7 protein-coding genes are annotated in these 14,231 nt (G+C 39.9%); 6 read left to right on the top strand and 1 reads right to left on the bottom strand.

The features are described from left to right. Positions 1-134 precede the first annotated feature (134 nt). On the top strand, positions 135-1,100 hold the full coding sequence (locus AC1TO5_RS09885) for an ArsR/SmtB family transcription factor (protein ID WP_482062643.1): 966 nt from the start codon (positions 135-137) through the stop codon (positions 1,098-1,100). 147 nt (positions 1,101-1,247) lie between these two features. On the opposite strand, the gene AC1TO5_RS09880 is transcribed toward AC1TO5_RS09885, so the two are convergent. Beyond that, positions 1,248-2,246 (bottom strand): glycoside hydrolase family 43 protein, encoded by a 999-nt coding sequence (locus AC1TO5_RS09880; RefSeq protein WP_482062642.1) that lies wholly within the window; start codon positions 2,244-2,246, stop codon positions 1,248-1,250. A gap of 266 nt (positions 2,247-2,512) precedes the next feature. On the opposite strand from AC1TO5_RS09880, the gene AC1TO5_RS09875 reads away from it, so the two are divergent. The 5 genes from AC1TO5_RS09875 (at position 2,513) to AC1TO5_RS09855 (ending at position 14,231) form a co-directional block, all read left to right on the top strand. Continuing rightward, positions 2,513-6,301 (top strand): alpha-L-arabinofuranosidase C-terminal domain-containing protein, encoded by a 3,789-nt coding sequence (locus AC1TO5_RS09875; RefSeq protein ID WP_482062641.1) that lies wholly within the window; start codon positions 2,513-2,515, stop codon positions 6,299-6,301. Next, positions 6,301-8,472 carry a family 43 glycosylhydrolase gene (locus tag AC1TO5_RS09870; RefSeq protein ID WP_482062640.1) on the top strand — a complete coding sequence of 724 codons (2,172 nt, stop codon included), beginning with the start codon at positions 6,301-6,303 and terminating at the stop codon, positions 8,470-8,472. Before AC1TO5_RS09875 ends, AC1TO5_RS09870 begins: the two co-directional genes overlap by 1 nt. Positions 8,473-8,789: 317 nt before the next feature. Further along, entirely contained in the window at positions 8,790-10,193 is a 1,404-nt protein-coding gene (locus AC1TO5_RS09865; protein ID WP_482062639.1) for an ABC transporter substrate-binding protein, read from the top strand. Between the two features lie 97 nt (positions 10,194-10,290). Beyond that, the gene (locus tag AC1TO5_RS09860; RefSeq protein WP_482062638.1) at positions 10,291-13,269 is read left to right on the top strand and encodes an extracellular solute-binding protein; all 2,979 of its coding nucleotides are present in this window, start codon (positions 10,291-10,293) and stop codon (positions 13,267-13,269) included. Next, the gene (locus AC1TO5_RS09855; protein ID WP_482062637.1) at positions 13,266-14,231 is read left to right on the top strand and encodes a carbohydrate ABC transporter permease; all 966 of its coding nucleotides are present in this window, start codon (positions 13,266-13,268) and stop codon (positions 14,229-14,231) included. Before AC1TO5_RS09860 ends, AC1TO5_RS09855 begins: the two co-directional genes overlap by 4 nt.

Genomic DNA, 14,231 nt, shown 5'->3' with positions numbered 1-14,231 from the left:
CAAGAAACAGCATATACTATTACAATTATAGTAAAATGTAATAGTATACATAAAAGTGAATGCGATTACATTTGCAACTGGATTAACAACAATGTATATTATTAATATAAACATTATTTATAAGGTGGTATTTAATGAAAATAGATATTTCTCAACACTCATTACCTGTATATGAAGCATTAGCGAGTAATGTGCGAATCGAAATGATTCGAGTACTTGCAGTTAAGTCTATGAATATTAAAGAACTTGCGGACGCCATGGGTCTTAGTAGTGCGATTATGACGATGCATGTTAAGAAGCTTGAGCGAGCAGGTATTATTAAGTCTTCTATGCAGCCAGGTAAAGGTGGAGCCAAAAAAGTATGTACACTGGTTACTGACTCGATCGAAATCATATTCCCTCCTAAAGTTGAAACTGTATTTCGCGATTGTCATGTAACTGAAGTATCTGTAGGTCATTATACAGACTTTGAAGTAACACCAACTTGTGGCTTAGCGACATCGGTTAAAGTATTAGGTATGTTTGATGAGCCACGTGCTTTTCTAGAGCCTGAAAGAGTGAACGCCAAAATACTATGGTTCGGTCAAGGGTTTGTAGAATACAGACTAGCCAATTATTTGAATAAAAATGAAAATCCCCTTGAGTTAGAAATATCAATGGAAATTTCATCGGAAGCACCGTTTGCTAACGAAAACTGGCCGTCAGATATTACATTTACGTTGAATGGCGTAGATATTGGAAAATGGACAAGTCCTGGGGATTTCGGTGGTGACAAGCAACGTGGTCGCTATACACCTGACTGGTGGTGGGATGAAATTAATCAGTATGGTTTGCTGAAGATGCTGAAGATTAATGAAGAAGGTACCTTTATTGATGGTATGAAAATTTCTGATGTGAAATTATCTAGCCTTGATCTTGATCTGAAGCAGTGGAAGTTCCGTATATCTGTATTGGAAGATGCGGAAAATGTAGGAGGCGTAACACTGTTCGGAAGCGGATTTGGTAACTATAATCAGGACTTAGTGTTTAAGCTTTATTATGATCGCCGACTAACAGAAGCGGAAATAGCGGAGGCTACTAAAGCTGCTAAAGCGAATTAATACGTATTAGAGGTAGTTCAAAAAGCTCACTTTTGAACATGGATTTTTATAGATGAAAACACAAAAAAACGCATTCTACCCCACTGTATAGTGGAAGGGAATGCGTTTTTTGTATAGCGTGCAAATGGTTAGTAACGATTAATTTAATTAAAGAGCCAGATCAGTCTCTTCAAGAGGAAGAGCAGATTTCTGAACGGGTCTACCTAGATCTGGAAAACCAGACGGTGTCCAAGTTAAAGGTTGAACGCAAGTATGACGGTTAGGATCATACAATGGGTCGCCAACAATCTCCTTGTAATTACGAGCATGATATACGATCAAATCCGTAACGCCGTCTTCTGCTACTGTGAAGCTATTATGCCCAGGTCCGAAGATAGACAACTTTTCATTGGTCCCAAAGATAGGTGCAGGTGACTTATTCCATGATAGCGGATCAAGTAAATTACTATCTTCATCTGCCCAGAGTAAGCCCATACAATAATGATGGTCAGTTGCACTAGCAGAATAAGTCATAAATATTTTACCATTACGCTTCAATATAGCAGCACCTTCATTAACGAGGTAGCCGATTTTTTCCCATTCATATTCAGGAATTGAAATACGAACTTGATTAGCTGAAAGTGTCCAAGGATTGATCATCGGTGCTATATATAGATTAGAGTTACCTGGAATTTTAGCATCTTTTTGAGCCCATACATAATAACGTTGACCACGATGTTCAAAGGAAGTAGCATCTAATGAAAACGATTCCCAATTTGTTGTCACTTGTCCCTTTTCTATCCAAGGACCTTCTAGTGGATTGATTGCATCACATTCTAATGCGAACATACGATGATCAAATAATCCTTCATTTGTTTCAGCAGTACGTGCTGCTGCGAAGTAAATATACCATTTGTTATCGATGTAATGAATTTCAGGAGCCCAAATATTCGCGCTCATGGGACCCGTATCATATTTGCGCCAGCATACGAAAGGCACTGCCTCTGCAAGACCACTAATCGTGGTAGCACGACGCAGTTCAATGCAATCATAGCTAGGAACTGATCCAGTAAAGTAATAATAGCCGTCTGAATGTTTGTAAATCCATGGATCAGCGCGTTGGGGAATAATCGGATTTATATACTCCGTTGTTAAATTGTTAGTCATACAGTCCTCCTGACTATAAAGTTAATATAAACATTAAGTATTCATAATAATATTAATATTACATAAACTGATCTTTTTGTCTAGTAGGTTTTTAAAATTCACATAAAAAAAAGCATCTTAACAGTGGAATAATACAATGGATAGCACTATTTTTAAGGGAAACCTCTTGAAATGGCGAAGGCTGTAGGTTAAACTAATTCGCATATAGGTTAATTAGTTAGTCTATATATTAATGATTGTATTAAAAACTATGGTGGGTGAATATAATGAGCAACTTTATTAACAGTGAAATTATTAATAATGAAAAGTTACTTGTTCAATACAAATGTGAAAAATCTCAAGGAATGGGTTATGACAGTTCAATATATAACAATCATGCAATCGCTTACAGTGAAAGTGTATTACCTCAACATGTGACCATTGAAGGTAGAGAGGCTGTAATGCTCACTGGTGGAAAACATGGTAATAGCTATTTACAGCTACCATCTACAATGTTATCAACTGTTAATGACTACACAGGCTTGACAGTAACGAGCTGGATATATCTATTGCCAGGGCAAAGCGTATGGGAAAGATTATTCGATTTTGGGGCAGGAGCACAAGGTCCATATTTGTTCTTAACGCGTAATTTGCGTGGTGTTTGCTTTGCTGGTCAAGATATTGCGATAGATCCGAATAAATCATTGCCGACTGGTGAGTGGATTCATATTGCGATGACGATATCTGGAACAGAAGGTGCTACGGCAAGCAGTGCTGGCCCTATCCTTTATGTGAATGGTGAAATGGTTGCTGACGGTTCAATAAGTCAAACAGCTAGTGGAACGTATTTGAAATATAGAGAATGGATCGCTTCCTTTGATCATTCCGATAGCTACAGTCATAACTATATTGGACATTCTCAATTTGATGCCGATCATAATTTTCATGGTGCATTTGCAGATTTTCGTGTATATAGCTGCGTATTGTTGCATGCGGAAATCGTAGATATGATGTGTGAATCATTAAGTGATCAACAGCTTGTCGATATTGCTTCCGAGCAAAATTTGGCATTGAATAGCGTGATCATAACACAATCAATAGAGCTACCCACATCTATCCTTAATGGGCAAGTACGTATTGATTGGACATCTTCGAATCCAGCCGTACTAGAGCATAGCGGCGAAGTGAATGCTCATTTATCCGAAGCATATGGTGTAACGTTAACGGCGAAGTTGATTCGTGGACAATCATCGATTGAGAAAACATTCGAACTATCAGTATTGCCAACCTCTACCATTCCGTATGAAATTATTGTAGATACTGTGAGTAAAGGTGTTGATGTAAGTCCAGTTATGTATGGGCTTTTCTATGAAGATATTAATAATGCAGCTGATGGTGGGATATACGCAGAACTTATTCGCAATCGCTCATTTGAATCGTTTACGTTCGATAGCTTCTCTCATGTATGTGGGGAGAATGCTCACTCTACAGGTAGAAAGCGTACACCGCTTGAAGGCTGGTATGGTGATCTTGAGCTCGTAACAGTTGAGCAAAGCGGTGGACTGAATGAGTATTTCAACATTACAGATATAGATGTGAATAACACATACATAACTGTAGCGCCGGAAGCAACCTTGTTCAATCGTGGGTTTAATGATAGCAATCATCACTGTGCGATGTCATTCATAAGCGGAGAAAGCTATAACTTCAACATATGGGCTAAAGCAGAAGCGGCTGGTTCTATAAAGGTACAACTATTAGATGATGTAGCTCAACCAATTAGTGATCTATTAATAATTTCAATAGCTGGAGACGGTCAATGGCATAAATACGGCGTATCGCCTCATTTTGAGCTTGCAGTTAACAAAACAACACTCGGTCAACTATCACTACAATTCAATCATACTGTTTCTATTGATATGATTTCCTTATTTCCGCAAAATGTGTGGGGTGCTACAAGTGAATCGGGTTCATCTACTGCTCAATTCAATTATAGAGGTAACTCTAACTATCGTCTTCGTAAAGATATGGTCGTAGCGTTGCAAAATATGAAGCCGAGCTTCTTGCGATTCCCTGGCGGATGTATTTCAGAAGGGTCTCATGTGTGGGATAACGTCTATGATTGGAAGCATTCTATCGGTGATGTTGAAACTCGTAAAGAGAACTTCAATGTATGGGGCTATATGATGACTTTAGGATTAGGTTATATGGAATATTTCCAGTTAGCCGAAGACTTGAATGCAACTCCGCTACCGGTTATGGCATGCGGCGTACTTTGTCAGGCTCGTTCAGATTATGCTAATCCGGCCGGGGGAGCTTTAAGAGATTATTATATTAAAAACTTTACCGATCTTATTGATTTTGCCATCAATGAGGACTTTGAACATAATGAATGGGCGCAAATGCGTAAGGATATGGGTCATCCAGCACCGTTTGATCTTCGCTATCTAGGTGTCGGCAATGAAAACTGGGGAACTGAATTCTTCGCTAACTTTGAAAAATTTAAAATAGCGATTGATCAATATATGGCAGACAACTATCCGTCCCATCCACTGACGATCATTTCTACTGTAGGTGCACAAGCAGATGATGACGCGTATCAACAAGGCTGGAAGTTTTTAAGTGGCGCTTATGAAGGATCGGAGCTTATCGCATTTACTGACGGTTGTAGCAGTACGGAAGAGCAGATTACATGGTATGAGCAACAGGATCATTATATGGATACGATTGTGGATGAACATTATTATCGTTCTAATGATTACTTGCTGCGCAATGCAGATCGCTACAATTATTATTATCGTGCGGTTGATGCCAATGGGCAGCCAGATGAAGTGAGGACGTCCAAAGTATTCGTGGGAGAATACGCATCTAATGATAAGAACACATTAGCAGGTGCAATTGCTGAAGCAGCGGTAATGACAGGATTCGAGAATAATGCTGATGTTGTGCGCCTTGCAGCTTATGCACCGCTATTTAACAAAGTGTTAACGGATGGAACGTATCGCTGGACCCCAGATTGTATTTGGTTTGATGATGAAAGTATTTGGTTCACGCCGAACTATTATGTACAGAAATTGTTTGCAAGTTACCTTGGAACGCAAGTTTTGTCTAGTCAATATTATACGTATCGCAATGGTAAATCTATGCAACTCGCACCGCAAGGTGGCATTCAGTTATCGACAGTTGGGGCAACATTGCTATTGAAGTATGTCACTGTAATCTGCAATGAAAGTAACCATATATTGTTCGAACAGAATTTCACTCAACCTTTAGATGACAAGTGGCAATGGTTATCAGCTCATAAGCAAGGACAATGGCTAGAGGGAGAAGGCTTGCTATTAGAGGCATCTGGGAACGGGCGAACAGGGATCTTCTTAGATGAACCAACTTGGAGCAATTATCGTGTTGAAGTTATCGCTGAAAAAGTAAATGGACATGATGGAATATATGTAGGGGTCGGGTTAACGGCTGCTAATACGTCCACTGTAAATGTGCACGAATATGTGATCGGAGAGCATAATCGCTCTACTGGCTTGAAAGTATACAAGCAGGGGATCGAAGCCTATACACTTGGAGACTTCTCTTCTAGTTCAATGGTTGGTAATATGCGTGCGGCGTACGATGAGCAAATGCAAGAAGGTCATACTTATCATATTAATGTCAATTACGGTGGTAGCAACGGTAAAGAATTAAGTTGTACACATTCGTTTTCATCTAATGAGTGGGATCATCAAGTAAGTCCAGAAATTGCTACATTGCGTTACAAGCTGGAAGCTTATAATAATGAGATTTTCTATTCTATTACGCGTGATGAAAAAGCTATCTATATGAAACTAGTTAATGCCGACGCTACGTCGAAGCCTCTGCAAATAGGTTTTGGAGAAGCTGCACTGAAAGAAGAATATCGTTGTATTCAATTGACTGGAGATACTAGTCTACTTCACACACCGAATGTGAATAAGAAGGCAGCTGAACTCATTACTCCATTAGAGCAAAGATTAGTTATGCAGGACGGTCAAGCAATATTAGAAGTACCAGCACATTCTGTGCAAGTACTAATATTGGAGCTGACATAATGCGCGCTAGTCGTCGTATTCTTATCATACTACTACTTATAACAATACTAGCAGGATGTAGCGCAGCAACACAGAAAACGGATTACTCCTATTCAACGAGTAATCCAAACTCACTTTACTATAGTAATCCGATCGTATTAGAACGAGCGGATCCTTGGATATATGAGCATAGTGATGGCTACTATTATATGATTGCTTCTGTTCCAGAGTATGATCGATTGGAAGTGCGTCGTGCTTCAACTATTACGAGCTTGGCGTATGCTGAACCGAAGGTAGTTTGGGAAAAGAATGAAACTGGCATTATGAGTAAAAACATATGGGCGCCAGAAATGTATAACATAGATGGGAAATGGTATATCTATTTCTCAGCTGCTAGAGAAGGAAGTGAATTTGACCATCGGATGTATGTATTGGAGAATAGTTCAGCTAACCCACTTGAAGGGGAGTGGGAGCTGAAAGGCCAAATCCGTACCGGCTATGAAGTGTTTCAAATCGATGCCTCCTTGTTCGAGCATCAAGGAACTTGGTATATGATGTGGTCAGGAGCGGGAGCGAAAGGTAATTCTTTGTATATGGCACCACTTGAAAATCCATGGAAGATTGCAGAGAGCAGAATTATGCTTACTGAACCAGAATATGACTGGGAGATTATTAATGGTGCTCGTGTGACGGAAGGGCCACAAGTGATTAAGTATGGCGATCGTATATTTATTACGTACTCGGCGAGTTTCTGTGATGCGAATTATAATATGGGTGCGCTAAGCGCGAATGTCGATAGTGATCTAATGGACCCTGCTTCCTGGGAGAAGTCCCTAGAGCCTATCTTCGTGTCAAATGCTGACGCCAATGCTTATGGACCAGGGCATGGATCATTTGTTCAGTCACCTGATAGCTCAGAACTTATTCATGTCTATCATGGCGTAGATGGAGCTGGCAAAGAATATGGATGTGACAAAGCTAGAAATGTAAGAATTCAACCTTATCAATATGATGAACAAGGTCAACCAGAGTTAGGGGAGCCTGTATCAAGAGGGTATACGATGCCATCTCCTTATGGTGAAGCTAGATTTGAACTTGAACATTACTGGGAAGGATCAACTAAAGCAATAATGACCAATGAACAAGCTTCTAATGGCCAGACCGTGCAGTGGCAAAAACGTGGACAAGCAGTAACGATTGATGAAGTCATAGCACCTACTACGGGAATTTACACATTAACGGTTGCCTACACCAATAATGGAAATGCAACGAAGCAAAAATTGATAGTTAATGGTCAAAATTATGCTATCGATCTAGTAAAATCGAATGAACTAAGAAAAGTAAGCATCGTTCTCTCGTTACAAGGGGGAGTCAATAGCGTTGTATTACCATTTAGTCAAAAGCAAGTACAGCTTGATTATATGGAACTGGCCTATGTAGACTTGTCTGTTAGTAATGGTCAATTGTTACAAGGGATGTCACTTAGTCGTACGTCATTACTTGACAATATAGCAGTACTTTCCGAGAATACGGAGTATTCCTATGAGCTACCAGTTGAAGCTGGTCGTTATACAGTAGCTATTGCTTACAAGAATGCAAATGATACACAACTATTAAAGCTAGAAACGAGAAATTCTAGTACAATATTTAATATATTACATAACGATGTTAATAAGTGGGAATATACATCAGTGGAAATTGATCTAGAAACGAATGAAGAGATTAAGCTTTATGTTAACGGATCAGCTGAAATTGCCTATATTCGACTGTTAACGGCACTACCAGAGGGTGAGGAGTTGTCATTCCGCAATCGACAGACGGGGAATATGCTACAGCCTAATAACGGCTCTAAGAAGTTAGGCGAAGGATATCGTCAATATGTTGAGACCCAAACGGCTGCTCAGAGCTGGACGGTGGAGTATGCGGAGGACGGTAGTTACTATATTCGCAACACAATAAGTGGTCACTATATGACGGCTTCTACAGACGGTATTGTTCAACTAGAATTACTACGTACACCTGCACAACGCTGGAATTTCCTGTATTCAGAAGAAGGAAGTTATCTATTACGCAATGTGGAGACTAGTATGCTGCCGACAGCTATATCAGCTGATCCGAACCAGTATGAGAATCTATCATTTGAAAAAATTAACGGTGAAGATTGGCAGGTTTGGCTTGTGCAAAGTTTCTAATAAAAAAATATAAAAAGTTATCGTTTATGTATTGACTAATCGTTAATAAATAAGTAATCTATTAACATAGACATGAACGATAGACTTTTACGCTTTGATAACGCTTCCTTTCCTGTCTTGAAATCGGCGAAAGTTCTTTCTTTGTAATAGGTGTAAGCGATTGCAGTTATGCTGTAAATTGAATGCCTTTACAAAAGAAAAAAAGCAGAAAAAATTGCGAAATGCCAATCATCGTTAATGTTAATGTTAATCAGCTAACATCAGGGGTCACACATCAACAGTTTCTCCAAAAAAAGAACTTTATAGGAGGTAAAAAAATGAAATTTGCAAAATTCAGCAAAATGATGTTTGTACTACTTGCAATAATACTAGTATTGTCAGCTTGTTCTGGTGGCAGTGGTGGCAGCAACAATGGCAATACTGCTCCTGTAACAAACAATGAAGGTAATACGAATGACAGTGCTACTCCCCCCGAAGATAGTGAGACCGCTCCTGTAGTAGAAGATTTCGGTAAAGATGTAACTGGTGAAGTAACCATGTGGGTATTTAACGAAAATATTTTCGAAGAAGTAGCAGCAGCATTTATGGCTGAATATCCCAATATTCAAGTAACTCCTGTATTTGTACCTTTTGAGGACCTACACAATAATTTACAAACGGCTTTATCAAGTGGTACTGGTGCTCCAGATATCGCTGAAGTAGAAGTTGGTAACTTTACGCGTTATGTAACGGGTGGCGTACTAGAAAATCTACTAGCTGAACCATATAACGCTGGTCAATATAAAGATCTAGTACCTGCATACAACTGGGAGCGTTGGATGAGCCCAGATGGTAGTGAATTACTAGGTATGCCTTGGGATTCAACTCCTGGAGTATGGTATTATCGTGCTGATATTATGGAAGAGCTTGGTTACCCGGACGATCCAGCTGAACTTGGTGAATTCATTAAGGATCCAGAAAACTTCCTTGCCCTTACAAAAGCGGCAACTGCAAATGGAAAATACTTATTCGAATGGCGTGACGGTCCTATCCACTGGGCTGGTGATGAAATCGGATATTTCGATGATAACTTAGAGTGGATTCGTGATAATGACAAGCTAGTAAATATTCTTGATTATACAAAACGTGGTAACCAAATGGATTGGGCACCACATCTTGCTTACGGAACTGACGAAGGTAAACCACTAGTACAATCTGGTCAATTAATCGGTATGGCTCTAGGTTCTTGGGGTGCACGTGACCTTGAAACGAACTTCCCGGAATTATCTGGTAAATGGAGAGCGACTAACTTACCATTCGGTATTAACTTCCCAATCGGTGGCTCAAGCTTTGTCATTCCTTCGCAATCAGAAAACAAAGAAGCAGCATGGGTATACCTACAATGGGCGATGCGTTCTGAAAATGCATGGAAAATTTGGACGAAACATTCTATTCAACCTAGTTACACAGACATTACACAAAAAGATTGGTATGCCAGCCATACTAGTGAATTCCTTGGTGGACAAGAAGATTATAAATTCTATGAGCAACTAGCTGCTCAAACTCCAACAAAACGTCTTAACCCGCTTGATGGAGCTGGATGGGGTATCTGGGTACCTCGTATTCTTGACGCACTAGATAATAATGTTGATTCTCGTACAACATTGCAACTTGCTAAGGAAGATGCAGAATCTATCCTTGCTGAAGATATTGCGAAGTTGAAAACAGAGCTAGGAAAATAATGGCCGAATAGTAATGTAATCCGGATCAAGTCGCCCCGACTTGATCCGGGCTATTTAACAGAGAAAAGATACGTGATTATGATTGGGGGGACACAGCTTGGTCCGTTTTTTGAGGAAATATACAGGAACCATATTGATAATCGTTGTATTGACGTTAGTTGCACTGTGGTGGGCTAACAATAGAAGTTTCGATCAAAATGTTATGAACGATGTAACGCGCCATACTGAAATAAATGAAGAAACATTGTTAGAAGATGAGAACTCATCTCAATTGTTAGAGCAATCCTATTATAAATACTATTATGGCTATGTTGGTCAAGGATACTCAGATGTACCTGATATACATATTACAATCCCTTCTAATGAATACAGTGCAATTAGTACGGAAGGTTATCGTATTGAACAGAATTTGGATGGTCAATATGGAGCTGTTGTTGCCCTGCAAGATGAGAATAGTTGGGTAGAGTATGAAGTTTCTATACCATCTGATGGTTTCTATCAGATCGGGATGGATTATTACGCACTTGAAGGTAAACGTTCCGGGTTAGTAAGAAGTATTCAAGTAGATGGAGAATATCCGTTCTATCAAGCAAAACAAGTGGAATTCCAACGTATGTGGCAAGAATATGGAGAACCTTGGTACGACAATCAAGATAATGAGTACAATCCGAAGCGTGAAGAGGTATTCGGATGGCAGTATCGTGATTTTATCGATGCTGAAGCAAAGGTAGCAGAAGGCTTCCGTTTCTTCCTAAGCAAAGGTGCACATACGATTCGGGTTGAAGCAATCCGTGAGCCTGGTGCCATTGGACAATTGCATATTTATGCACCCAAAACAGTGCCTAACTATGCAACAGTATCGGACATTAATGCTAACAATGGCTATAAAGAAACGACAGGAATTAACTTGAAGTTTCAAGCCGAATTATCGACGCTAAGATCAGATCCAACTTTAAAACGAATAGAAGACCGTGAGCCTGATACGGAACCATTTAATAGTAGCGCGAAAGTTCTTAATAGTTTTGGTGGAATGAGCTGGCGTGATGGTGGTCAATGGGCAGAGTGGGAAATTGAAGTTCCTGAAAGCGGTTTATACAATATAGGAGCACGTTTTGGACAATGGTTCCTGAACGGATTCCCAGTACAACGTAAAGTTTATATTAATGGTGAGTTACCGTTCAAAGAAATGAATTCGGTGGCATTCCCATATAAACAAGAATGGCAAATTAGTAATTTGAGTCAATCGAATGAGGAAGATTATTTATTCTATCTAGAAAAAGGAACGAGTACGATTCGTATGGAGGTTCAAGTCGGCGATCTTGGAGAAGTACTTGAGCTTGTAAGTGATACGTCTCAGAAGATGTCATTACTCACTCGCGAAGTCATTCGAGTAACAGGTACGAACCCCGATCCGAATGCAGATTGGAAGCTTGAGCGTAATATTCCTAACATTGTTGAACGACTAGAAACAATGGCTTGGAATATTGAGGATGCCATTACACTATTAACTTTATTCGGTGTAGAAGAAGGTAGCTCGGAGCTAAGTACATTATATGAAGCGAGAGGCGTATTAGTGGATATGTCCAAAGATACGCGTTCTATTCCTGCCAGACTTATACAATTCCGTGAATTGCAATCTGCGCTTGGACTATGGGTGAATAATCTAAGTAAACAAAGCTTATTGCTTGATTATCTTATTGTGAAGTCACCAGATCAAGAGTGGCCGCGCCCTGCTGCACCTATTATTGTTCGTGTCGGAACGAGTATTAGCGACTTAGCACTTACATTCACGAATAACTATGGCGGTGTTGGTACAGTTTATGATGCGGATGAGGAAGTATTAGATGTATGGATTGCTCGTGGTCGTGATTGGGCTGATATTATCAAACAGATGATTGATGAAGATTTCACACCTGAAAGTGGTATTAAGGTCAATGTGAATGTTATTCCTGCCAACCAAATGCAGCTATTAATGTTAGCTAATACATCTGGACTGGCACCTGACGTTGCCCTTGGTGTTGAGGGAGAAGTTCCGATAGATTTTGCAGTTCGTAATGCATTAGTTGATCTTGGGTCCTTCGACGATTATGAGGAAGTTGCCGCTCGCTTCAGACCAGGTGCTCTAATTCCTTATAAATACGATGGCGGTAACTTCGCAGTCCCAGAAAATCAAAACTTCTTTATGTTGTTCTATCGTAAAGATATTATGGCAGAGCTTGGTTATTCAGAAGATGAAATGCCAGAAACTTGGGAAGATGTCATGGAACTTATTCCGATCTTGCAACAGAATGGTATGGATTTCTTCTATCCACATGCTATTAATGATACGAAACAAGCGATTAATGAATTTGCTCCGTTCTTGTTCCAGCATGGTGGAGATTTCTATGTTGAGAATGGAAGTAAGTCTGCACTAGATTCACCAGAAGCATTGAAAGCAATGAAGATGTGGACTGGTCTGTTCACGAACTACAAAATTGAGAAGCAGGCCGATTTCTATAACCGCTTCCGTTCAGGTGAAATGCCAATAGGAGTAGCAGATTACTCCACATATATTTTATTGTCTACAGCCGCTCCAGAGTTAACAGGTTGGTGGGGAATGAAGCCAATGCCTGGTATTGAACAGGAAAATGGTGAAATTAATCGATCTACAGGTGGTCTTGCACAAACAGGAATTATTTTCAAAAGCTCTGATCGTCAAGCAGAAGCTTGGGAGTTCTTGAAATGGTGGACGAGTGCAGATGCGCAGGAACGATTTGGTTCTGAACTTGAAGCATTGCTTGGCGTTGAAGCACGTTGGAATACGGCTAACGTCGAGGCATTGCAACGATTGCCTTGGCAATCGCAAGATATTGAAGCGATTCTTGAACAGTGGGAGTGGTTCCGTGAACGTGAAGTTGTTCTTGGTGGATACTACACAACACGTTACATCGCTAATATGTGGAATGAAATTGTACTGAATGGACGTATTGTTCGTGAATCAGTTGAAGATGGTGTGAAAGAAATTGATAAAGAGCTATCTAAGAAACGTGAAGAATTTGGACTTGATCGAGCTGGCGAAGGAGGAACAACAGAATGATAACTGAAAAGACAACAACAGATAGTAGCGCAATCGCTGTTCGTTCTGAATCCCGCTTGAAGAGTAAATTTCAACTATTCTGGGCAGATGTGAAGCGTAGTAAAGTATCACTACTGTTCATGACACCGTTTCTACTATTGTTCACGATGTTTATCGTTGTACCTATTATTATTTCAGTAGCTTTGAGCTTCTCATACTACAATATATTAGAATCACCGAAGTTTATCGGTTTCTCTAACTATAAACTACTGTTTGTTGAGGATGATATCTTCATGCAGGCAGTAGGGATAACGTTGAAATTTGCAGTAATAACTGGGCCGATTGGTTACGTAATGGCGTTTCTACTCGCTTGGCTCATAAGTCAGATTCCAACGAAATACCGCTTTTTCTATACGCTTTGCTTCTATGCTCCATCTATTGCGAGTGGTACAGCGATGTCCGTTGTTTGGCTTTACCTCTTCGCTGGGGATCGCAAAGGTTTGCTCAATAACTGGTTAATTAATCTAGGGATTTTCGATGAACCATTTCTGTTTCTACAAGATGTAAGGTCGATTGTACCCGTTATTATTATCGTGTCGCTTTGGATGAGTATGGGGGTAGGCTTCCTAGCCTTTCTTGCTGGTTTGCAAAACGTACCGAAAGATTATTATGAAGCAGGCAGTATCGATGGCATTCGAAATCGTTGGCAACAATTATGGTATATTACGATACCATCTGTAAAACCACAATTATTATTCGGTGCGGTTATGCAGGTTGTTGCTTCTCTCCAAGTATTTGACGTAAGTATACAGTTGGTAGGTTTACCGAGCCCATTGTATGCAGGGCATACGATACTTACTCACTTATTCGATTACGCATTTATTAGGTTCGAGATGGGTTACGCATCTGCTATTGCGGTTGTGCTGTTCCTATTAATGATGGGACTGAATAGACTTATCTTCAACATACTAGGGAGGGATTAA

The sequence above is a fragment of the Paenibacillus sp. Y930 genome (assembly GCF_056786375.1).
Note: the sequence above shows the minus strand (reverse complement) of the source record. Positions and strands in the feature narration are given on the sequence as shown.